Consider the following 22404-nt stretch of genomic DNA (forward strand, 5'->3'; position numbering starts at 1 on the left):
AGTCGGAACGTATAGCCATGTTCGAAGTCGGCTGGACCGAGATGCTGGTGATCGCGATCGTCATGATCGTGGTCGTCGGGCCCAAGGATTTGCCCAACATGCTGCGCACCTTCGGCCGCACAACGGCGAAGCTGCGCGCCATGGCGTCCGATTTCCAGCGGCAGTTCAACGACGCGCTGAAGGAAGCCGAACTCGACGACGTCAAGAAGTCGGTCGATTCGCTGAGAAGCCTCAATCCGGCGGCTGAGATCAGGAAGCAGCTCAATCCATTCGAGCAGGCCGCCGCCGATGTCCGTTCCGGCGTCGATGCCGTGATGAAGCCCAAGCCGGCCGTCGATGCCGCCGCTTCGACAGAGCAGACAGCCGAGCCGCTGAAGAACGGCGCAACGACGATGCCGGGCGTCAGCCCGCCGGAGCCGACGCCGGCCACGCCGATCTTTCCGGCGATGACGGACGAGTCCGTCGTGGCGCCGGCAGTGCAGGCGCAAACGACCGCAGCGGCCGTGCCGCAAAAAGCGCCGGCGGCAAAGAAGAAGCCGGCGCCCGCAAACGCCGCGGCCGCAGTGCCGGCCAGGCCGGCAAAAACCGCTGCGCCAAAGACTGCCGCAAAAGCTGAGCCGAAAGCGCAATCGGCAGCGAAGAAGCCGGCGGCAGCAGCGAAGAAGCCGGCCGCCCGGAAAACGGCGGGAGCCGCCAAGTGAGCGTTTCGGACAAGGAAAAGGACGAGATCGAAAAATCGTCGGCTCCGCTGATGGAGCACCTGATCGAGTTGCGCCGGCGGCTGATGTGGTCGATCGGCGGTTTTTTCGTCGCCTTCCTGGTCTGCTTCTTTTTCGCCAAGCGGCTGTTCAACCTTTTGGTCATTCCGTTCAGATGGGCGACGCAATGGGCCGGGCTCGACCCGCACAAGGTCGAGCTGATCTATACGGCGCCGCAGGAGTTCTTCTTTACCCAGGTCAAGCTCGCCATGTTCGGCGGCATGGTCATCGCTTTTCCGCTGATAGCCACCCAGATCTACAAGTTCATCGCGCCCGGCCTCTATAAGAACGAACGCAATGCCTTCCTGCCGTTCCTGATCGCCTCGCCGATCCTGTTTCTGATGGGCGCATCGCTGGTCTATTTCTTCTTCACGCCGATGGTGATGTGGTTCTTCCTCGCCATGCAGCAGACCGGCACCAACGACCAGGTGCAGATTTCGCTGCTGCCGAAAGTGTCCGAATATCTCAGCCTGATCATGACGCTGATCTTCTCCTTCGGCCTGGTGTTCCAGCTGCCGGTGGTGACAAGCCTGATGACGCGGGTCGGCATGCTGTCGTCCACGGCCCTGGCCGAGAAGCGCAAATGGGCGATCGTCATCGCCTTTGTGGTGGCGGCGGTGCTGACGCCGCCCGACCCGATGAGCCAGATCGGCCTCGCCATTCCGACGATCCTGCTCTACGAGGTCTCGATCTGGTCGGCCCGGCTGATCGAACGCAGCAAGGAGCGCGACCGTGTGGCCCGCGAAAAGCAGGACGCCACCGAAGAGGTGGCCGAAAAGCCGGCGGACGCGTCTTCGACGTAGGTTCGGTTGAAGCGGGCAGCATTTTTTTGCCGGCCATGGCAACTTTGTTCTTGCTTTGTGCCGGCAGCTATGCTATTAATTTAAGTATGGTGCCAATTGGCTCCAAAAACCCGCCCACTCAGGCGGGTTTTTTTGTTTCTTCCTTTGAAGTTCCGGTGTTGCCGCCTGAGGTCGGCGGGACAGCGCCCCCCTCTGTCCTGCCGGACATCTCCCCCACTTGGGGGGAGATTGGCAACTTCGCCGATGGCTTGCTTTTTCAGCGCCGGAGATTGGCGAAAGCAGCAGTGACGGCCGATCTCCCCACCCGTGGGGGAGATGTCCGGCAGGACAGAGGGGGGCGCGAAGGAACTCTGCCTTGACGCCTTGCATCGATGCGGTTTACCCCCTCTGGCCTACTCAAGGACGAACAGACCATGCTTGACATCAAATGGATTCGCGACAACCCGAAGGCCTTTGTCGAGGCGCTCCAGAAGCGCTCGTGGTCGGCTGAGGATGCGCAGTCCACGGTCGACGACCTGATCGCCGCGGATGAGGCGCGGCGCGAGCATCTGACCGAGCTGCAGACCAGGCAGGAACGCCGCAACGCCGCATCGAAGGAGATCGGCAATGCCATGCGCTCGGGCGATGCAGCTCTCGCCGAAAGGCTGAAGGCCGAGGTCGGCGAGATCAAGGCCTTCATCCAGAATGGCGAGGCGCGCGAGCGCGAGCTCGACAAGGCGCTGAACGATGCGCTGGCGGTGCTGCCCAACGTGCCGTTCGACGACGTGCCGGTCGGCAAGGACGAGCACGACAACGTCGTCATGCGCGTCGTCGGCGAGGTGCCGACGCGGCCGAATTGGGTGAAGGAGCATTTCGAGATCGGCGAAGCGCTCGGCATGATGGATTTCGAGCGGGCAGCACGGCTTTCCGGCTCGCGCTTCACGGTGCTGAAGAGCGGCCTGGCGCGGATGGAACGCGCGCTCGGCCAGTTCATGCTGGATCTGCACACCACCGAGCACGGCTATATAGAGATCCAGCCGCCGTTGATGGTGCGCGACGAGGTGCTTTTCGGGACCGGGCAACTGCCGAAATTCGAAGAGGATTTATTCTTCGTTCGGCACGGGGACGGCAGGCTTGGCCTAATCCCAACCGCCGAAGTGCCGCTCACCAATCTCGTTCGCGACGAGATCATGCCGCACGAAAAACTGCCGCTGCGCTATACGGCGCTGACGCCGTGCTTCCGCTCCGAGGCGGGCTCGGCCGGGCGCGACACGCGCGGCATGCTGCGCCAGCACCAGTTCTACAAGGTCGAGCTGGTGTCGATCACCGACCAGGAGACTTCGGTTGCCGAGCATGAGCGCATGACCGAATGCGCCGAGGAGGTGCTGAAGCGGCTCGGCCTGCCGTTCCGCACCATGACGCTGTGCACCGGCGACATGGGCTTTGGCGCGCGCAAGACCTACGACATCGAGGTCTGGCTGCCCGGCCAGAATGCCTATCGCGAGATATCGTCGTGCTCGGTATGCGGCGATTTCCAGGCGCGGCGCATGGACGCCCGCTACAAGGACAAGGACGGCAAGGGCAACCGCTTCGTCCACACGCTGAACGGTTCGGGCACCGCCGTCGGCCGCGCTCTCATTGCCGTCATCGAAAATTACCAAAACGAGGACGGCAGCGTAACCATTCCTGAAGCGCTTCGGGCTTACATGGGCGGTCTCGCAAAGATCGAATCATCGAAGTGACAAGATTGTCGGCCCCGCGTTCCTTCGCGCCCCCCTCTGTCCTGCCGGACATCTCCCCCTCAAGGGGGGAGATTGCGCCGTCATCACAGCTTTCGCCAACTGTTGGCGTAGCAAGGAAGGCGGCGGCTACGGTATTGCCGATCTCCCCCCTTGAGGGGGAGATGTCAAGTGGTGGCAAAGAGGGCAGGACAGAGGGGGGTATCGTAGAGCGCTGCCGTCAATCCAATTCTGCAAAGGCGGTCTCATGCGCATCCTCCTGACCAACGACGACGGCATCCATGCCGAGGGCCTTGCATCACTCGAACGCATCGCGCGCACGCTGTCGGACGACGTCTGGGTGGTGGCACCGGAACAGGATCAGTCCGGCTATGCGCATTCGCTGTCGATCTCGGAGCCGCTGCGGCTCAGGAAAATCGGCGAAAAGCACTTTGCGGTGCGCGGAACGCCGACCGACTGTGTCATCATGGGCGTGAAGAAGATCCTGCCCGAAGCGCCTGACCTGATCCTGTCCGGCGTCAATTCCGGCGCCAACATCGCCGACGACGTCACCTATTCGGGCACGGTCGCCGGCGCCATGGAAGGCGCGCTGCTCGGCGTGCGATCGATCGCCATCAGCCAGGCCTATTCCTATGTCGGCGAGGACCGCGTCGTTCCCTACGAGACCACCGAAGCGCTGGCGCCGGCCCTGCTCGAAAAGCTCGTCGCCATGCCGTTGCCGGACGGCGTGCTGCTCAACGTCAATTTTCCGAACTGTGCGCCGGAAGAGATCGCCGGCACTGTAGTCACTTCGCAGGGCAAGCTGGTCCACAGCCTGTGGGTCGACGAGCGGCGCGACGGGCGCGGCCTGCCTTACTACTGGCTGCGCTTCGGCCGCGAGCCAGTCGAGGGCAAGCAAGGCACCGACCTCCATGCCTTGCGCAATCGGCTGGTGTCGGTGACGCCGCTGCAGCTCGATCTCACCGCGCATGAAATCCGCGATCAACTGGCCAAGGCGCTCGCATGAACTTGAACCACGCTGCAACGGTCGACGAGCGCGAAGGTTTCGCTGCCTTCCTGCTTCGTCTGCGCGGCAGGGGGACGGTGCCGAAGGCGCTGATCGCCGCCTTCGAGGCGACGCCGCGGCGCGGCTTTCTGTCTCCGCATTTCCACCCGATGGCCTGGTCGGACCGTATGCTGCCGATCGAATGCGGCGAGGCCATCGAAGGCGCCGACCTGCAGGCGGCGGTGATCGCGGCATTTGCCATCGAGCCGGGCAACCGGGTGCTCGAGATCGGCACCGGGTCCGGCTACACGGCGGCGGTGATGTCGCGGCTTGCCGCGCGGATCGTCACCATCGACCGTTACAAGACGCTGGCCGAACAGGCCCGGCAGCGCCTCGAGGCACTCGCCATCGGCAATGTGATCGTGCGCCAGGCGGACGGTTCCAACGGGCTGGCCAACGAAGCGCCGTTCGACCGCATCGTCGCCTGGGCGGCCTTCGACAGCCTGCCGCGCTTTCTCCTCGACCAATTGTCGAGCGGCGGCATCGTCATCGCGCCGATCGGACCCGACGAAGGCGAGCAGGTGCTGGCCAAGCTGACCAAGGTCGGCAGCCGCTTCGAACGCGAGGATATCGGCCTGGTGCGCCTGCAGCCGATCCTGCACGGTGTCGCCGCGGTGATCTAGACTGTGTCGATATTCAGGTGAGGCCGGCCTGCAAATGGCGGCTTCCTCCGCTTCCGGCCTTCGCCGGCCGAAGCATTCATAAGAGGTCGCGGCAGTTAAGGCTATGGCCGGCGTAGGCCGGTGCTCACGTACCGAAAAAGTACGCACCGCTCCGGTTCTCGGAACCCACCATTTTCGGCTCGGCCTGACCTGAATCTCGACACACCCGGCGCTCGATCCTCGAATATTTTAAGAAAATTTGCGTCTGATTCTACAGGTTTAACCGACCGGTAACATTAACGCGCTTTAATCACACTCAGTTGTACCGGGTCTGTGCGGGTTAGTGCGATGCAATTCAGTGTTTTGAAGGCAAACGGACGCAATCTGGCGCGTGGCTGCGCCGTCCTCATGATCGCAGGCGCTGCGACGGGGTGTAGTTCCCAGGTGGCGCGGTTCAACAGCGTCGATGACGTGTTCACCGCCTCGACCAACAACCAGCGCGCCATCATCGACAAGCAGGATGCTGCCCAGCCTTATCCGGGCGATGTTGCGGCCGCGCCGATCGACGGCAGCCACACCCAGTCGGTCAGCCGCTCAAGCCTCGAACCGGTTACGGCGCAGCAGTTGCCACCGCCGGCTCCCGCCCTGGCACCCGCCGCCCGCCCGGTGCGTACCGCTGCCGCGCCGGCGATGGCGCCTGCCGCTCCTCGTGTCGACAGGACGGCAACCGGCACCGTCGCTCCGGCGGCAAGGCCGTTCAAGAACGCCGAGCCCGACGCGCCGCGCATGGCGACGGCCGCCGGCGCACCGCATGCAGCCGAGATCGTCGTCAAGGACGGCGAGACCATTTCCGGCCTGTCGCGGCGCTACGGCGTGCCGGCCGATGCCATCATGAAAGTCAACGGGCTGAGCGCGACCAAGGGGCTGAAGACCGGCCAGAAGCTCGTCATCCCGGCCTATGCGTATTCGAGCAACGGCGCCACGCCGAAAGTCGCCGACGCCAAGCCCGCGAACGGCACCAGGCACGACCAGCCGGCCGACGCGCCGGAGAAGGTGGCCGTGCTGCCGCAGCAGCCGAAGCTCAGGGAAGGCAAGTCTGCCGCGCAGGTGGACGCCTCGGCTGCCGCAAGCCAGCCGAAGGATGGAAAGACCGCGCCCAAAGTGGCTTCGGCGACGGCCAAGCCAGCCGGTGCCGGCGGCACCTACACGGTTCAGCAAGGCGATACGCTGTCGGCCATCGCCAGAAAGACCGGCGTCGGCATCGTCGCGTTGAAGCAGGCGAACGGCATGCAGGATGGACTGCTCAAGATCGGCCAGACCCTGAAAGTGCCGGCAGGCGGAACCGCTGTCGTCGCCGGCGCGAAGCCGGCAAAGGTCGATCCGGTGACGACGGCCACCACCCAGCCGCCTGCCAAGGCCACGCCGACGCAGACGCTCGCCTCCTACACGCCGCCAAAGAAGGACGCGAAAGTCATCCAGCAGGCCGAGGACGACGATGCGGTGGCGCCGGACGCAACCGGCATCGGCAAGATGCGCTGGCCGGTGCGCGGCCGCGTGATCTCAAGCTTCGGTGGCGGCAAGGACGGCGTCGACATTGCCGTGCCCGAGGGGACGCCGGTCAAGGCAGCTGAAAATGGCGTCGTCATCTATGCCGGTGACGGCCTCAAGGAATTCGGCAACACGGTGCTGGTGCGGCACGAAAACGGTCTGGTCACCGTCTACGGCCACACCAGCTCGATCGAGGTGCAGCGCGGCCAGAAGGTCAAGCGCGGCCAGGAAATCGCCCTGTCCGGCATGAGCGGCACCACCGACTCGCCGAAACTGCATTTCGAAGTGCGCAAGAACTCGGCGCCGGTCGATCCTTCGACCTATCTCGAATAGACGACGAAAAGCGATTTGCGGGCCACCTGACCTTCAGCCCGCCGAGGAAGTCCGCTCCGCAAGGTGCGGGCTTCTTCTGCTGTTAGTCCTTGAGCGGCTAATCCTTCAGCGATTTGCCGAGCCGGCCTGCCAGATCCTGGGTGAACTGCCAGGCGACGCGGCCCGAACGGCTGCCGCGCGTCGTCGCCCATTCCAGCGCCTCGGCGCGCAGCGTCTCGGGATCGATGGCGAGACTGTGATGGCGGACATAGCCGTCGATCATGTCGAGATATTCGTCCTGCGAACATTTGTGGAAGCCAAGCCACAGGCCGAAACGGTCCGACAGCGAAACCTTTTCCTCGACCGCTTCCGACGGATTGATCGCCGTCGAGCGCTCATTGTCGATCATGTCGCGCGGCAACAGATGCCGCCGGTTCGAGGTGGCGTAGAAGATGACGTTGGCCGGGCGGCCCTCGACGCCGCCTTCAAGAGCTGCCTTCAGCGATTTATAGGACGTGTCGTCGTGGTCGAATGACAGGTCGTCGCAAAACAGGATGAAGCGGAAGGGTGCCGCCTTCAGCAGTCCCATCAGCTTCGGCAGCGTGTCGATGTCTTCGCGATGGATCTCGATAAGCTTGAGCGGCAGGTCGAGCTTGGCCGAAGCGTTGACCGCGGCGTGCACCGCCTTGACCAGCGACGATTTGCCCATGCCGCGCGCGCCCCACAACAGCACGTTGTTGGCAGCGTAGCCGGAGGCGAAGCGCTCGGTGTTGTCGACCAATATGTCGCGGACGCGGTCGACGCCGCGGATCAGGCCGATGTCGACGCGGTTGACCTTGCGCACCGGCTCCAGATAGCCGGGATCGGCCTGCCAGACGAAGCAATCGGCCTCGCCGAGGTCGGTTTGCGGCACCGGTGGTGGGGCGAGGCGGGCGACCGCCTCGATCAGGCGGTCGAGCTTCTGGCTCAGGATATCGATGGTGCTGTCGGTCATCTCATGTCTTTTTTGTTTCGCTTTCAGGATGGTGCGGCAGGCCAACCTACCTGATTTCAGCGGTTTCGAAACTCGTCCCAAGCATTTGTTCGGGCATGATCTTTTGCGGAAACCGAGCGTCGCTTTTGGGGATCACCCTCTAACACGGCTCACCAGGCCGGAAAAGCAGCCGATTTGCCCGGCCGCGCAGTTGCATTGGCAACGTTACCGACTATATTCCGGCCAAATTTGGCGGGGCCGTCAAATTCCCAGAACGGTTTGGCGGCTGTTTTTAAAATTCAGGAGTACCTCGATGTTCGTGACACCGGCATACGCCCAAGGCATCGGCGGGGACTCGTCCGCAATGTTTATCCAGATCGTGCCGTTTGCTCTGATTTTCGTGATCATGTATTTTCTGATCATCCGGCCGCAGCGCACGCAGCTAAAGAAGCGCGGCGAGATGCTGGCGGCGGTTCGTCGCGGCGATACCGTTGTCACCGGCGGCGGCTTGGTCGGCAAGGTGACCAAGGTGATCGACGATAACGAGCTGGAGATCGACCTTGGCGGCGGCACCAAGGTGACGGCGCTGCGCTCGACGATCGCCGACGTGCGCGTCAAGGGCGAGCCGGTGGCGAACCAGAACGCCAAGAAATAACCGAATTGTCGGCGGAACGATCCGCCAGTACGCCCTGACGGACGACGCCATATGCTTTATTTTTCGCGCTTCAAGATGATCCTGATCTGGCTGGCCGTGGCCGCCACAGTGGTCCTCGCTGCGCCCAACCTTTTTTCCGCCAGCACGCTGGCCAAGTTGCCCGACTGGGTGCCGAAGCGGCAGATGACGCTCGGCCTCGACCTGCAGGGCGGCTCGCACATCCTGCTCAGGATGGATCCGAACGATCTGATCAAGGACCAGCTGGAGACGACGCGCGACGAAATTCGAACGCTGCTGCGCAATGCCAAGGTCGGCTATACCGGCCTTTCCGGATCGGGCCGCAGCGTTCAGGTCCGCATCACCGATGCCAATCAGGTCGATGCCGCCAAGAATGCGTTGAAGACATTAACCGATCCGGTGCAAGCTGGCCTGTTCAGCGGCGGCTCCATCCGGGAGATGACACTGGATGAATCCCAGCCCGGCCTGCTCAAGTTCACCGTCACCGATGCCGGCATCAAATACCGCACCTCGGCGGCGCTGACGCAGTCGATCGAGGTCGTCGGTCGCCGCGTCAACGAGCTCGGCACCACCGAGCCGATCGTGCAAAGGCAGGGCGACGATCGCGTTCTGGTCCAAGTGCCGGGCCTGCAGGATCCGCAGCGGCTGAAGGAGATCCTCGGCCAGACCGCCAAGCTGACCTTCCAGATGGTCGACCAGTCGATGCCGGTGCAGGATGCGCTCAAGGGCCGCCCGCCGGCGGGGTCCTCGGTGCTCTATTCGCAGGACGATCCGCCCGTTCCCTATCTGATCGAGAACCGCGTCATCGTCTCGGGTGAAGACCTCGACAAAGCGAGTGCGACCTATAACTCCCAGACCAACGAGCCGGTGGTTTCGTTCACCTTCAATTCCAGGGGAGCGACGCGGTTCGGCCAGGCGACATCGCAGAATGTCGGCAAGCTGTTCGCCATCATCCTCGACAATCAGGTGATTTCGGCGCCGCAGATCCGCGAACCGATCCTTGGCGGCAGCGGCCAAATCTCGGGCAATTTTACTGCCGAGAGCGCCAACGACCTCGCCGTGCTGCTGCGTGCCGGCGCTTTGCCGGCGACCCTCACCGTGATCGAGGAGCGCACGGTTGGCCCTGGCCTCGGCCAGGACTCCATCCATGCCGGCAAGGTCGCCGGCATCATCGGGTCAATCCTGGTGGTGGCGTTCATGTTCGTCGCCTATGGTTTCCTCGGCTTCCTCGCCAACATCGCGCTGGCGGTGCATGTTGCGATGATCGTCGGGCTGCTGTCGCTGCTTGGAGCGACGCTGACCCTACCTGGTATCGCCGGTATCGTGCTGACCATCGGCATGGCGGTCGATTCGAACGTCCTCATCTATGAACGCATCCGCGAGGAGCGACGTGCCGGCCGCTCGGTCATTCAGGCGATCGATACCGGTTTCAGCAAGGCGCTGGCGACCATCGTCGATTCCAACGTGACCTCGCTGATCGCAACCGTGGTGCTGTTCTGGCTCGGAACCGGGCCGGTGAAGGGCTTTGCCGTCACCTATGCCATCGGCATCCTGACCACGGTCTTCACCGCCTTCACCTTCACCCGCCTGCTGGTGTCGATCTGGCTTCGCCGGGCCCGTCCGAAGGAGTTGCCGCGCGCGCCGGTGACCTTCATTCCGCCGGGAACGAAAATTCCGTTCATGGGCATCCGCCGCTGGACGTTCACACTGTCCAGCGTGCTTTCGGTGCTGTCGGTCATCGGCTTCATGACCATCGACATCAATTACGGCATCGATTTCAAGGGCGGCTCACTGATCGAGGTGCAGGCCAAGACCGGCAATGCTGATCTCGCCGACATCCGCGGCAGGCTGACGGAACTCAACATCGGCGAGGTGCAGGTTCAGCAGTTCGGCGAACCGAACGACGTGCTGATCCGCGTCGGCACGCAGGAGGGCGGCGAGAACGCCGAACAGACCGTCATCGACAAAGTGCGCGGCGAGCTGCAGGACCAGTATGATTTCCGCCGCGTCGAAGTGGTCGGGCCGACGGTCTCGGGCGAGCTTGCCAAGCAAGGCACCATTGCCATGCTGGTCGCGCTGCTCGGCATCCTGATCTATGTCTGGTTCCGCTTCGAATGGCAGTTCGCGGTCGGCGCCATCGTTGCGACCGTTCACGACGTGGTCATGACGATCGGCTTCTTCGTCATCACCGGCCTCGAATTCAACCAGTCGTCGCTGGCGGCGATCCTCACTATCATCGGTTATTCGCTCAACGATACGATCGTCGTCTATGACCGTGTTCGCGAGGATCTGCGAAAATACAAGCGAATGCCGCTGCCGCAATTGCTGAACAACGCCATCAACGAGACGCTGTCGAGGACGACGCTGACCTCGGTGACGACGATCCTGGCGCTGCTGGCGCTGGTGCTGTTCGGCGGCGAGGTGATCCGCTCGTTCACCATGGCCATGCTGTTCGGCGTCGTGTTCGGCACCTATTCGTCGATCTTTATCGCCGCGCCACTGCTTATCCTGTTCAAGCTGCGGCCGCAGGCCACAGCGTCCGATGAGGAAAAGCCGGTGGGCGGCGGCAAAGCCATAGCCACCTGACGGCTTGCCTCAAAAGTGGCCAAGGGCATCGTCATCCGCGAGGCGCATTTCCCCGGCCGCGCACCGATCGAGGCTTACGGCAATGGCGGTTTCCGCTTTGCCGACATGTCGCATCGCGGCTCGCTGCTGTGCCTGCCTTCTGGCATCTATGGCTGGGAGCCGGCCGATCCGTTGGCGCTGACGGCAGCGGATTTCACCAAGCTGTTCAACGAGGCCGCCAAGGTCGAGATCCTGCTGGTCGGCAGCGGCAAGGATCTGAGGCCGTTGCCGACCGCGCTGCGTGCCGCGCTGAAGGACGCCGGCATTTCCGCCGATCCGATGTCGACCGGGGCGGCGGTGCGGACCTATAATGTGCTGCTGGCTGAAGACCGCGCCGTGGCGGCAGCACTCCTCGCCGTCGACTGACGTGGCCGAAAACACCAAAGTCGTCATGGAGACGGTGCGCGCCGCCGATCATGACCGCTATCTGACCGCGCTCTACGCGCCCGAAGACAAGCGGGACGCGCTGTTTTCGCTCTATGCCTTCAACGCCGAAATTGCCGGCATACGCGATCGCATCCGCGAAGCGCTGCCGGGCGAGGTCCGGCTGCAATGGTGGCGCGATGTCATCGCCGCCGAAGAGGATGAGGCAGAGATTGGCCCTCCCGTGGCGGACGCGCTGAAGGCGACGATTTCCACTCACCGCCTGCCCAAGGCCGCTTTCGACAATATGCTCGAAGCGCGCGTCTTCGATCTCTATGACGACCCGATGCCGTCGCGCACCGATCTCGAAGGCTATTGCGGCGAGACTGCCGCCGCGCTCATCCAGCTTGCGGCGATCGTGCTCGATCCGGCCGAAGCACCGCGCTTTGCCGAACTTGCCGGCAGGGCAGGTTGTGCGCAGGCGATGACCGGTCTGCTGCTTCTGCTGCCGCTGCATCGCAAGCGGGGACAGTGCTTTGTCCCGGCCGACATTTTGGCAGCGGCGGGATCCTCGCCGCAAGAATTCGTTACAGGCGACGGCGGGCCGGGCGCGGAACGCGCCGTTGCCGCGATGATCGCGCTGGCACGCGAGCATCTTTCCGCTTTCGAGCAGGGGGCGTCCACCCTGCCGGTTTCACTGCGTCCGGCCTTTCTGCCGCTGGCTCTGACGGGCGCGTATCTCGGCAAGATGGAGGGCTCCCGCCACTCACCGCTTGATGGCGCGGTGCGGCTTTCGGCCTTGCGCCGGCATTTGCTCTTGTTCCGGCGCGCGACGCGGGGCTGGCCGGTCGCATAGAGGCTGCCGCGTAGCCAACCTGATCGTTATTCCGCAGCTTCGGCCTGGGAAGGCAGCCCCAGCCATTCGCGGCAGTCGGCGAGCGCGCGCGATGTCACGGCGTGCCGCTTGGCAACCGTCTTGTCCTTGCCGCGCAGCCGCTTGCCCTCGATCTTTGGCGCGTCCACGGGCGGGAACAGACCGAAATTGACGTTCATCGGCTGGAAGGAGCGCTTTCCCGGCTCGTCGTCGGAGACAATATGGCCGCCGGTGATGTGGTTGAGCAAGGCGCCGAAGGCGGTGGTCAAGGGCGGCAGCGACGGCGCGTGGCCAAGCCTTTCGGCGGCGGCAAAGCGCCCGGCAAGCAGACCGATGGCGGCGCTCTCGACGTAGCCCTCGCAGCCGGTGATCTGGCCGGCAAAGCGCAGGCCGGGTCGCGACTTCAACTGCAGCGACGCGTCGAGCAGCGTCGGCGAATTGATGTAGGTGTTGCGGTGCAGGCCGCCTAGGCGGGCAAATTCGGCGTTTTCCAGCCCGGGGATGGTGCGGAATATGCGCACCTGCTCGGCGTGCTTCAGCTTGGTCTGGAAGCCGACCATATTGTAGAGCGTACCCAGCGCATTGTCCTGGCGGAGCTGGACGACGGCATACGCCTTTACAGACGGATTATGCGCATTGGTCAGTCCCATCGGCTTCATCGGCCCGTAGCGCAATGTCTCGACGCCGCGCTCGGCCATCACCTCGATCGGCAGGCAGCCGTCGAAATAGGGCGTGCCTTCCCATTGCTTGAATTCGGTTTTCTGGCCGTCGACCAGCGCCTGCACGAAGGCAAGGTACTGCTCCTTGTCCATCGGGCAGTTGATGTAATCCTTGCCGGTGCCGCCGGGGCCGACCTTGTCGTAGCGCGACTGGAACCAGCAGATATCCATGTCGATCGTGTCGAAATGGACGATCGGCGCGATGGCATCGAAGAAGGCGAGTGCGTCGGCGCCGGTTGCTTCCGCAATCGATTGGGCGAGCGAAGGCGCGGTCAGCGGGCCGGTGGCAACGATCGCCTGGTCCCAATCCGCCGGCGGCAGGCCCGGCATTTCCTCGCGCCGAATGGTGATGAGCGGGTGGGCTTCGAGCTTTCTGGTCACCGCTTCGGAAAACCCGTCGCGGTCGACGGCCAGCGCACCGCCGGCCGGCACCTGGTGAGCATCGCCGGCGCTCATGATCAGCGAACCAGCCAGCCGCATTTCGGCGTGCAGCAGGCCGACGGCATTGGTTTGCGCATCGTCGGAGCGGAAGGAATTGGAACAGACGAGCTCGGCCAGCCCGTCGGTCTTGTGCGCATCGGTGCCGCGGACGGGACGCATTTCATGCAGGACAACGGGAACGCCGGCTTCGGCCGCCTGCCAGGCGGCTTCGGAGCCGGCAAGTCCGCCGCCGATAACGTGAATGGGGTTCTTGTCCATGAGCGCCGAAATAGTCGCTTGGCGCAAGGATTGCAATTGCCACGCGGGAGAATGGCTGACGGGGGAAGCCGCCCCAAAACAACAACACCCGCCGGGGGAGGAGGTCCGGCGGGTGTCGTTTTGTTGGTCGATCCTCGGGAGGAGGTGAAGATCGACCGTATTCGTCATCGCCGGGGAGGAGGTCGGCTTTGACGAAATTCTTTTCGCCATTTGAAAGGGCGCGAAACCCTTTTTAGAAACAACCTGGAAACAGCGCCCGCCGAGGGAGGAGGTCCGGCGGGCGCCGTTTTTGTGGTCAACCCTCGGGAGGAGGTGAAGGCTGACCGTATCCGTCAGGGTCGGGGAGGAGGTCGACCCTGGCGAAATTCTTGTGGTTAGATCGCCCTGCGAGCGACCATCTTGATCTCGTCGCGGACGATGCCGAGATCGTTGAGCTGGCGATTCGACAGGCGACCCAGCTCGGTAACCGTCTCGCGGTAGACGCGCCAGTTACGATAGTTGCGGATCAGGTTCATTGTCGTTCTCTTTTCAAAACTGGTTCGGACCATTTGCGGCCCGAAGGATTAGACCGCCTTGCGGGCGACGTAGTGAATGTCGCTGCGGCTGATGCCGAGGTCGGTCAGTTCACGGGTGCTCAGGCGGTTCAGCTCGGACACGGTGTCCCTATAGCGGCGCCAGTTGCGATAGTTGCGGATCAGGTTCATGGTAGTCTCGTTTCGTCTTTCTTTCGGATCATTCCGTCTTTGTGTGCACCGTGAAAATAGGTGGGGTCATATCGATTTAAAAGCGCTATTGGTGCATGGCAGCAATGCAAATTGTGCAATGCAGCATTAACGCGCGTCCGGCTTTCCGCCCAGATCGGAAAATGCCGTTAGGTCAAACGCTTGGCCGGACGAGCTAAAAGGACCAAGCAAAGGGGGAGGGGCATGGCGAGCTATTCGTCACGGGTCAGGTCGGATATCGCACGATGGCAACAGGCCGGCCTGATCGACGCGCCGACAGCCGATGCGCTGACGCGCGACGTCGAGGCAAACGAACGCAAATCGCTGAGTTTCGGCTCGATCCTGGCGATGATGGCGGCGCTGCTGTTCGGCGCGGCTATCCTGATCTTTATCGCCGCCAACTGGGAAGTCATCCCGCGGCTGGTGCGGGTCGCGGCACTTTTTGCCGTTATCCTTGCCGGCTATGTCGGCGGCGCGGTGCTGAAGATGCGCGACCATGCGGCGATCGGCGAGGCGCTGTGGATCGTCGCGGCAGCAGCGTTCGGCGGATCGATCGCGCTGATCGGCCAGATGTATCATTTGTCGGGCGACGAGGCCTCGGCCTTGATCACCTGGGGCGCCGGCACGGCGCTGGCGGCGGTGGCGCTGCGCTCAAACCCGCTGACCGTCGCTGCTGTCGGCATCGCCGATGCCTGGCTGTTCCTGAGAGGGTTCGACTACTTCCGGCGCACGGAATTTCCGCATCTCTTCGTGGTCATGGCGCTAATTCTGTTCGCCGTTTCGTTCTGGACGCGCAGCCAGGCGGCGCGCCACCTGATCATCCTGTCGGTGCTTTTCTACCTCGTGCTGTTGGCCATGGAATACGACACGCTGCAAGTCGCCATCCCGCTCGTTGCCGCGTCGGTGCTGCTTTTTACCGCTGCGATCTTTGCTGCCGGGCCGGTCGAGAGGGTTTTGCAACTCGGCGGCAGGTTGCCCTTGCACGCGCTGATCGGCTTTCTCACCGGCCTGGCGATGATCCAATTCGAACTGGCGGATGAAAGCAGCTACAATAGCGGCTTCGCCATTGCCTCGGCTGTTGCGCTGGCCGGCATCGTCGCGGCGATCGTGCTGGGCGGCCGCGAGAGCCGGGGACTGCGCTGGGTTGCCTATGCGGGCTTCGCCTTCGAACTCGCCATCATCTATGTGGTGATGCTGCAATCAATGCTCGACACGGCAGGCTTCTTCCTTGCGGCGGCGGTGCTTCTCGCCGTTCTTGCTTTCATTATCATCCGCATAGAAAAGCGCATGAACGCCTCGAACATGACAGGAGCGGCGGCATGATGACCGGCAAAAGACTGATCATCTCGGCGCTGGTCCTGGCGCTCGTCCAGATCGGCTTTCTGAGCTGGATCATCGCCGGACGCGCGGCGATCCTGCGCGATGGCAAGCAGGTCCTGCTCAGGGTCGAGCCGATCGATCCGCGCGATCTCTTGCGCGGTGACTACATTCTGCTCGGCTACGATATTTCGCGCATACCGGTGAAGCTGATCGGCAACATTCCGGCCGGCAAGCTTTCCAGCGAGGAAACGTCGATCGTGGTCAGGCTGAAGCAGGGCGCCGACGGCTATTGGGGGCCGACCGCGGCTTGGTTCGGGCAAGCGCCGGCGCCGGCAGCATCCGATGAAGCCGATATCGTCGGACACGTCTCCGAGGGCTGGAATATCAGCCAGGGAGCAACGACGATCGCGCCGGATTACGGCATCGAGCGCTTCTATCTGCCGGAAGGCGAGGGGATGGCGATCCAGAACGACATGCGGGTGCGGCCGTTCGGCATCCGGGTGGCGATTGCGGCGAACGGCACGGCGCAGATCAAGGCGCTGGTGGATGGCGACAAGACACTGTTCGAGGAGCCGCTTTACTAGATCGCGCTACGGCCTTGGCAATGATCCTCCTTCGCCAAGGCTTCGGAGGAGCTTCGAGTGGCCTGCCACCTGCAGCTCGAAGAGCGAAGGGTGGTGCGGATGAAGGGACTCGAACCCCCACGCCTTTCGGCACTGGAACCTAAATCCAGGGCGTCTACCAATTCCGCCACATCCGCATTGCCCGGCCAATCCCATGTAGCCATCATTCTGTCAATGTCAGAGCCCACATCGGCATCATTGGCCGGAATGCAAAGATGGTTGAAAATCGGCCGCGCCTGTGACAAAAGGCGTGTCGAATGTGACGGGACGCGACGATCCGCTTCTGCAGAATGTGATAAGAAGTAGGAAAAACAAAGACTTATTCACATTTTGGAGCGTATTTCTGGAGGATTTGTGCCGCGTTGAGCGGACAGATCGCCAAGTCCCGCACCAAAAGCCATTCCCGGCAAGATCATACCGGCAGGCTGTAAACGGCAGGGGCCGTTTGACGGCCTCATTGGTGGAAACAAAGGTTTTATGATGCAGGTCACCGAAACGCTCAACTCCGGTCTCAAGCGCGAGATCAAGATCACCGTGCCGGCCGGTGACATGGAAGCCAAGCTGATGGCGCGGCTCTCCGACGCCAGGAACAAGGTCCGCATCAACGGCTTCCGCCCCGGCAAGGTGCCGGTGCAGCATCTGCGCAAGGTCTACGGCAAATCATTCATGGCCGAAGTGGTCAACGAGATTCTCAATGATTCGACCCGTTCGATCATCACCGGGCGCGGCGAAAAGGCCGCCATGCAGCCTGAAGTGATCATGACCGAGGACGAGAAGGAAGCCGAGAAGATCCTGGCAGGCGGTGCCGATTTCGAGTTCCGCCTGAACTATGAGGTCATTCCGCCGATCGAGATCAAGGATTTCTCCGACATCAAGGTGACGCGCCAGGTGTTCGACGTGCCGGATGAAGAGATCGACGAGCAGGTCAAGCGTGTCGCTGAATCCGCCCGCACTTACGAGCCGAAGACCGGCAAGGCCGCCGAGGGCGATCGCGTGACCATCGATTATGTCGGCAAGATCGACGGCGAAGCCTTCGGCGGCGGCGCCGGCACCGATCAGCCGCTGGTGCTCGGCTCGAAGGAATTCATCCCCGGCTTCGAGGACCAGCTGGTCGGCAGCAAGGCCGGCGACGAGAAGCAGGTCACGGTTACCTTCCCGGAAAACTACCAGGCGGCGCATCTGGCCGGCAAGGAAGCCACTTTTGACGTGACGATCAAGGAAGTGTCGAAGCCCGGTGCGCTTGAGATCAACGACGAGATGGCCAAAAATCTCGGCCTTGAATCGCTGGAGCGCCTGCGCGAGGTGGTGCGCGGTCAGATCGAGAACCAGTTCGGCTCGATAACGCGCCAGAAAGTCAAGCGGCAGTTGCTCGACCAGCTCGACGCTGCTTACTCGTTCGAGGCGCCGTCCAAGCTCGTCGAGGCCGAGTTCAACAACATCTGGAACCAGGTCAACCGCGACCTCGAAGCTGCTGGGCGCACCTTTGCCGACGAAGAGACGACGGAAGAAGAAGCGCGTGCCGAATACATGCGGCTTGCCGAGCGCCGCGTGCGTCTCGGCCTGGTTCTCGCCGAAATCGGCGAGAAGGCCGGCGTCACCGTGACGGACGAGGAATTGCAGCGCGGCCTGTTCGAGCAGGTGCGTCGCTATCCGGCCAACCAGCAGCAGGAAGCCTTCGAATTCTATCGCAATAATCCCGAAGCGCTGAACACGTTGCGCGCGCCGATGTTCGAAGAGAAGGTGGTTGACCATCTGCTCGGCCAGATTTCGGTCACCGATGTCAAGGTCAGCAAGGAAGAGCTGCTGGCCGACGACGAGGATACGGAGACAACCAAGGCCAAGCCGGCGAAGAAGGCGGCTGCGAAAAAAGCGGACACCAAGAAGGCCGACGACGACGCTGAAGAGCCGAAGAAAAAGGCCGCGCCGAAGAAGAAGGCCGCCAAGGACGCTGAATAACGTCCCTGCTGAATTCCGAAAGGCCGCCTTCTCGAGGCGGCCTTTTTCGTTGTGGCGCAGACGCAACGGATTTCACGCATCTGGCGGTCGAGGTAGCGATATGAAGCTTTGATGATTATCTGCGCTGGGTTGCTGACCGCAGCGGTTGTTGGAGGCATCGTTGAGACAGTTCTTCGGTATCGGAAGCGTGGCGGCGGCGTTCCTGCTTGCGTCGGTCTGCGGCATTGCCCAGGCTGATACGGTTCTCGACAACTGGCGGTTCGACAAGAGCAGCGATGGCCTTGTCACCGCCTCGCTTTACGCGACCAACAAGCTCATCACCGGTGGCGGCGCATTGAGCTACAGCCCGGTTTTGACGATCGCCTGCCGGACAGCCGGCGAACCGCGTTGGAGCGAATGGCTGCAACTGAGCGACACCGTTTCCGCCAGCCGAACCATCGCCATGTCGGTGACTGTCGGCCAATCCGGCAAGCTCAACGAAAGCTGGTCGGTCGGCCCGCGCAGCAGAATGCTGGTCCGCGACGGTGCCGACGGCATCAGGCGACTGATTTCCGCGGACCGGCTGCTGCTGTCCTGGCGGTTCGGGCTGCTGTCGGGGCGCGGCAAAGCCGAGTTTGACCTCACCGGAGTTGAAGAGGCGATCGGCCGGATCGCCGCCAGCTGCAACACCAAATTGCCTTGAGCAGATTGTCCGCATTAAACCTTTGCATGGCCGAACTCTACCTGCCGGCCGGGTTCTGTGGTATGTAGGTGCCGCAACCCCAGGCATTGGATATCCGTTCTGCCATTCAAGAGCGCATGCCAGCGGACTAAATGTCGGCCTGTGCAGGTCAGCCAGGGCAAATTGGCGATCAGGGAGGAAATGCCATGCGTGCCATTGTGTTTTTCATCATCATGTCCGTCGCCACCGTCATTGCCGGCCCCTCGCGGGCACAGGATGCCGCGGCGGGTGAGAAGGTCTTCGCCAAATGCAAGGTCTGCCATATCGCGGACAAGGATCAGAACAAGATCGGTCCGTCCTTGAACGGCGTCATCGGCCGAACGGCCGGCACGCATCCAGGGTTCAGCTATTCCAAGGCTATGACCGAGGCCGGAAAATCCGGCGTTAAATGGGACGAAGCCACGCTGACGACCTACCTTCGCGATCCCAAGGCGATGGTCAAAGGAACCAAGATGGCGTTTGTCGGCCTCAAGAAAGACGAGGACATCGCCAACGTCATTGCTTATCTGAAGCAATTCTCCAAATAGCCCGGCTCTTCCGCCGGGTCTTGGCATAGCAAACAGGTCGAGGCATAGCCTCGGCCGCAATCTGCCGGCAGTGTCGGTGGGAGGGCGGCTCGTTGCAAAAAAGACATTGGCCGGCTAGGCTGCCATTCCCATCGGTGGTCGTCTGAATGTCGACTGAAGAAAGCCGTCTCAAGGATACCGGCATCCGCCTCTCGGAGGCGACGGCGGGTGATTTCTTTGCGCTTTTGAAGCCACGCGTCATGGCGCTTGCCGTGTTTACTGCCTTCGTCGGCCTGATGATGGCGCCCGGCGTGATGAATCCAGTTATCGCCGTAATTGCCATCGGCGCAATCGCGGTTGGAGCGGGAGCCGCCGGCGCGCTCAATATGTGGTACGACGCAGACATAGACGCCTTGATGTCTCGCACGTCCAAGCGACCAATTCCGTCCGGTCGCGTCACGCCTGGCGAAGCTCTCAGCTTCGGTCTGGTGCTTTCCGCACTGTCGGTCATGACGCTCGGCGTGCTGGTGGGGTGGCTCGCCGCATCGTTGTTGGCGTTCACCATCTTTTTCTATGTTGTTATCTACACGATGTGGCTGAAGCGCTCGACGCCACAGAATATCGTCATAGGCGGCGCGGCAGGCGCCCTTCCTCCGGTGATCGGGTGGGCTGCTGCAACCGGCGCAATCGGCATTGAAAGTCTCATCCTGTTTCTGATCATTTTCCTCTGGACGCCGCCTCATTTCTGGGCGCTGGCCCTTTTCAAGGTCGGTGACTATGCCGCGGCGGGGGTCCCGATGATGCCGAATGTGGCCGGCCAGCACTCGACCAGAAAACAAATCTTCGCCTATTCGCTGCTCTTGGCGCCAATCGGCGTGCTTCCTTGGGGCTTCGGCTTCGCGAGCGGATATTACGGCACTGTTTCAGCCGCGTTGGGTGCAGGTTTCATTTGGCAGGCCTGGAAGGTTCTCGTCGCCGACAAGGAGATGAAGCCGGCAAAGGCACTGTTTGCGTATTCGATTGTCTATCTTTTCGCAATATTTGCGGCGTTGCTTGCCGACACCATTGTAATGCGAGTGATCGCTTCAGCCGACTATTGACCCCGGCTCAAAACATCACGTTGGCAGAGCACAAAATCCCAGCAACAGCAGAATAATGACGCCAAGGCCGAGTATGAGAACTGTCCTTCCGTCCATGACCTTCACCTTCGACTAGAAGAGCATATCGAAGAACGGCGTCCGTAGCTAGTCAGGCTACCCGGGAGCTCCTACTCCCGGGCCTTCCTACAAAGCGCGACAAGTCCCCCGCATGAGAGTATATTGATCATGGTGCAGGTCGCGGTTTGCGTGGGCCAATCATGCAGAACGGCAGCACCGTAAAACGCGACCTTACCGGACCTGGTCTGGAGGAATGGTCATGGCAAGCTTTCACGTGATAGCAGGCGCCAGCGAGACGCTGGAACACACCAGAATTCGAAAAATCGGTGTCTCCGATCTTTTTGATGCGCTCAGGCGTGGCGTCGATGATTTCATGGTCAAACCGTCGCACATCGTTTTTCTCTGCCTGATCTATCCGATTGCGGGAGTCGTGCTTGCTGTCTGGACATCAGGTAACAACACGCTGCCATTGCTGTTTCCGCTTGTATCCGGCTTTGCACTGATTGGTCCGTTCGCGGCGATCGGCCTCTATGAGATCAGCCGGCGACGGGAAGCCGGGCTCGACGCCTCGTGGAGGCACGCCTTTGAAGTCAGGAGTTCTCCGGCACTGCCGGCTATTGCAGCGGTCGGCGTCATGCTGCTTGCGATCTTTATCGCCTGGCTTTTGACGGCCCAGATATTCTACCAGACCCTGTTCGGCCCGGCGCCGCCGCAATCGCTGTCCAGCTTCATCAGTGAAATATTCGCCACGGGACGCGGCTGGACGCTCATCATCCTGGGTCACGCCATCGGCTTCGTGTTCGCCGCGGTTGTGTTGTGCACCACGGTCGTCGCATTCCCGTTGTTGCTCGACCGCGATGTCGGCGCCTACGAAGCCATCCACACCTCGGTGCGCGTTGTCCTGGCCAACCCGATCGTGATGGCCGTGTGGGGCCTTATCGTCGCCGTCGCCCTGATCGTCGGCTCGCTGCCAGTGTTCGCCGGGTTGGCAGTCGTGCTGCCGATCCTTGGTCATGCGACCTGGCATGTCTATCGGAAAGTTGTGGAATCGCCGCCGGCCACCAGACCGTGAGCTGAAAAAAACCTGCCCTGCGCGCACCGGTGAAAGTGCCGGTGCGGGCAGGGTGGGGCAGAGCTTTCAATAGGCCGGGTGGCTGAAACGGGCCTGGCGCGCGTCCTTTGTCAGGTCGCGGAAATCCTTGCCGCTCACATGCACCAGCGTCCTATGGTCACCGCCCTCGAAATAGACTTCGGGAGCGTCGCCGAGGCTTTCATCGAGGACCACTGGCACATCATAGGCAGCGCCGATCGGCGGCACAGCGCCGACATCGCAATCGCCGAACAACGAGACCACCTCGTCTTCGGAGGCAAGTCCAAGAGGCTTGTCCATGACATCCTGCAATGTCGCGAGTTCTATCCTGTGCGTGCTTGGAACCACGGCGAGCGCGTAGCCACGGTCGTGGTGAACGACCACCGATTTGGCCATTATGCTGCCAGGCACATGTGCCGCAATGGCGGATTGTCTGCTTGTCGCCGTGCGGTGATGCTCGACGGTGTCGTAGGAAATTCCTTTCCTATCGATGAAGTCCTTCAGTCTGTTTGCGATGGTCATCTTGGGCGCCCCTTGCTGGTGTTCGCGACGCATGTGGAAACGCCGGCATCGCCTGTCGTTTCCGATACCAACAGA

The 22404-nt window shown here is 62.2% G+C and carries 22 protein-coding genes and 1 tRNA gene; 17 read left to right on the forward strand and 6 right to left on the reverse strand.

The genetic code is table 11. From position 1 onward, the window contains the following. Nucleotides 1–17: 17 nt before the first annotated feature. From tatB to NKI29_RS00925, 6 genes are all read left to right on the forward strand, one after another. Complete coding sequence (gene tatB / locus NKI29_RS00900; protein WP_352795369.1) at nt 18–701, forward strand: Sec-independent protein translocase protein TatB; 684 nt, start codon at nt 18–20, stop codon at nt 699–701. Next, a complete protein-coding gene (tatC, locus tag NKI29_RS00905; RefSeq protein ID WP_352795371.1) occupies nt 698–1561 on the forward strand; it encodes a twin-arginine translocase subunit TatC in 864 nt (287 codons plus the stop codon). The genes tatB and tatC overlap by 4 nt, the downstream gene beginning before the upstream one ends. A gap of 413 nt (nt 1562–1974) precedes the next feature. Next, nucleotides 1975–3282, forward strand: a complete 1308-nt coding sequence (gene serS / locus NKI29_RS00910) for a serine--tRNA ligase (RefSeq protein WP_352697801.1) — start codon at nt 1975–1977, stop codon at nt 3280–3282. A 244-nt stretch (nt 3283–3526) separates the two neighbouring features. Further along, on the forward strand, nt 3527–4285 hold the full coding sequence (gene surE, locus NKI29_RS00915; protein WP_352467008.1) for a 5'/3'-nucleotidase SurE: 759 nt from the start codon (nt 3527–3529) through the stop codon (nt 4283–4285). Further along, nucleotides 4282–4947: a protein-L-isoaspartate(D-aspartate) O-methyltransferase gene (locus tag NKI29_RS00920; RefSeq protein WP_352568853.1), complete on the forward strand. Its 666-nt coding sequence runs from the start codon at nt 4282–4284 to the stop codon at nt 4945–4947. Before surE ends, NKI29_RS00920 begins: the two co-directional genes overlap by 4 nt. A gap of 327 nt (nt 4948–5274) precedes the next feature. After that, complete coding sequence (locus NKI29_RS00925; RefSeq protein WP_352568852.1) at nt 5275–6807, forward strand: peptidoglycan DD-metalloendopeptidase family protein; 1533 nt, start codon at nt 5275–5277, stop codon at nt 6805–6807. Between the two features lie 97 nt (nt 6808–6904). Here the strand turns inward: NKI29_RS00925 and NKI29_RS00930 are convergent, their stop codons facing one another. Beyond that, on the reverse strand, nt 6905–7780 hold the full coding sequence (locus NKI29_RS00930; protein WP_352568851.1) for an ATP-binding protein: 876 nt from the start codon (nt 7778–7780) through the stop codon (nt 6905–6907). A 292-nt stretch (nt 7781–8072) separates the two neighbouring features. Between NKI29_RS00930 and yajC the strand changes: the two genes are divergently transcribed. The 4 genes from yajC to NKI29_RS00950 are packed head-to-tail and all read left to right on the forward strand — an operon-like array spanning nt 8073 to nt 12276. Further along, nucleotides 8073–8414, forward strand: a complete 342-nt coding sequence (yajC, locus tag NKI29_RS00935; protein WP_352451381.1) for a preprotein translocase subunit YajC — start codon at nt 8073–8075, stop codon at nt 8412–8414. Between the two features lie 51 nt (nt 8415–8465). Then, a complete protein-coding gene (gene secDF, locus NKI29_RS00940) occupies nt 8466–11018 on the forward strand; it encodes a protein translocase subunit SecDF (protein WP_352568850.1) in 2553 nt (850 codons plus the stop codon). A gap of 15 nt (nt 11019–11033) precedes the next feature. Continuing rightward, a complete protein-coding gene (locus NKI29_RS00945) occupies nt 11034–11423 on the forward strand; it encodes an Mth938-like domain-containing protein (RefSeq protein ID WP_352568849.1) in 390 nt (129 codons plus the stop codon). 25 nt (nt 11424–11448) lie between these two features. Next, a complete protein-coding gene (locus NKI29_RS00950; protein WP_502896624.1) occupies nt 11449–12276 on the forward strand; it encodes a phytoene/squalene synthase family protein in 828 nt (275 codons plus the stop codon). Nucleotides 12277–12302: 26 nt separating this feature from the next. Here NKI29_RS00950 and trmFO read toward each other — a convergent pair whose 3' ends face one another. From trmFO to NKI29_RS00965, 3 genes are all read right to left on the reverse strand, one after another. Beyond that, a complete protein-coding gene (gene trmFO, locus NKI29_RS00955; protein ID WP_352568848.1) occupies nt 12303–13712 on the reverse strand; it encodes a methylenetetrahydrofolate--tRNA-(uracil(54)-C(5))-methyltransferase (FADH(2)-oxidizing) TrmFO in 1410 nt (469 codons plus the stop codon). A gap of 374 nt (nt 13713–14086) precedes the next feature. Beyond that, nucleotides 14087–14227 (reverse strand): DUF1127 domain-containing protein, encoded by a 141-nt coding sequence (locus tag NKI29_RS00960; protein WP_023678914.1) that lies wholly within the window; start codon nt 14225–14227, stop codon nt 14087–14089. Nucleotides 14228–14275: 48 nt separating this feature from the next. Continuing rightward, on the reverse strand, nt 14276–14416 hold the full coding sequence (locus NKI29_RS00965; protein ID WP_023678913.1) for a DUF1127 domain-containing protein: 141 nt from the start codon (nt 14414–14416) through the stop codon (nt 14276–14278). A gap of 222 nt (nt 14417–14638) precedes the next feature. Here NKI29_RS00965 and NKI29_RS00970 point away from each other — a divergent pair, with 222 nt between their 5' ends. Then, nucleotides 14639–15757 (forward strand): DUF2157 domain-containing protein, encoded by a 1119-nt coding sequence (locus NKI29_RS00970; protein ID WP_352568847.1) that lies wholly within the window; start codon nt 14639–14641, stop codon nt 15755–15757. Further along, nucleotides 15754–16338 (forward strand): GDYXXLXY domain-containing protein, encoded by a 585-nt coding sequence (locus NKI29_RS00975; protein WP_352587907.1) that lies wholly within the window; start codon nt 15754–15756, stop codon nt 16336–16338. The genes NKI29_RS00970 and NKI29_RS00975 overlap by 4 nt, the downstream gene beginning before the upstream one ends. A 91-nt stretch (nt 16339–16429) precedes the next feature. Here NKI29_RS00975 and NKI29_RS00980 read toward each other — a convergent pair. After that, nucleotides 16430–16514, reverse strand: a tRNA-Leu gene (locus tag NKI29_RS00980). A gap of 343 nt (nt 16515–16857) precedes the next feature. On the opposite strand from NKI29_RS00980, the gene tig reads away from it, so the two are divergent. The 5 genes from tig to NKI29_RS01005 all read left to right on the forward strand — a co-directional run bounded on the left by tig (nt 16858) and on the right by NKI29_RS01005 (nt 21789). Next, nucleotides 16858–18333 carry a trigger factor gene (gene tig, locus NKI29_RS00985; RefSeq protein ID WP_023678910.1) on the forward strand — a complete coding sequence of 492 codons (1476 nt, stop codon included), beginning with the start codon at nt 16858–16860 and terminating at the stop codon, nt 18331–18333. A gap of 160 nt (nt 18334–18493) precedes the next feature. Continuing rightward, complete coding sequence (locus NKI29_RS00990; protein ID WP_023678909.1) at nt 18494–19015, forward strand: hypothetical protein; 522 nt, start codon at nt 18494–18496, stop codon at nt 19013–19015. A gap of 212 nt (nt 19016–19227) precedes the next feature. Beyond that, nucleotides 19228–19581: a c-type cytochrome gene (locus tag NKI29_RS00995; protein WP_502894605.1), complete on the forward strand. Its 354-nt coding sequence runs from the start codon at nt 19228–19230 to the stop codon at nt 19579–19581. A gap of 146 nt (nt 19582–19727) precedes the next feature. After that, nucleotides 19728–20660, forward strand: a complete 933-nt coding sequence (locus NKI29_RS01000) for a heme o synthase (RefSeq protein WP_023678907.1) — start codon at nt 19728–19730, stop codon at nt 20658–20660. A 316-nt stretch (nt 20661–20976) separates the two neighbouring features. Then, nucleotides 20977–21789: a DUF2189 domain-containing protein gene (locus NKI29_RS01005; protein ID WP_023678906.1), complete on the forward strand. Its 813-nt coding sequence runs from the start codon at nt 20977–20979 to the stop codon at nt 21787–21789. Nucleotides 21790–21855: 66 nt separating this feature from the next. On the opposite strand, the gene NKI29_RS01010 is transcribed toward NKI29_RS01005, so the two are convergent. Next, the gene (locus NKI29_RS01010) at nt 21856–22329 is read right to left on the reverse strand and encodes an aminoacyl-tRNA deacylase (RefSeq protein ID WP_023678905.1); all 474 of its coding nucleotides are present in this window, start codon (nt 22327–22329) and stop codon (nt 21856–21858) included. Between the last annotated feature and the right edge of the window lie 75 nt (nt 22330–22404).

The sequence above is a fragment of the Mesorhizobium sp. M0678 genome, assembly GCF_040320505.1.
Classification (GTDB): Bacteria; Pseudomonadota; Alphaproteobacteria; order Rhizobiales; family Rhizobiaceae; genus Mesorhizobium.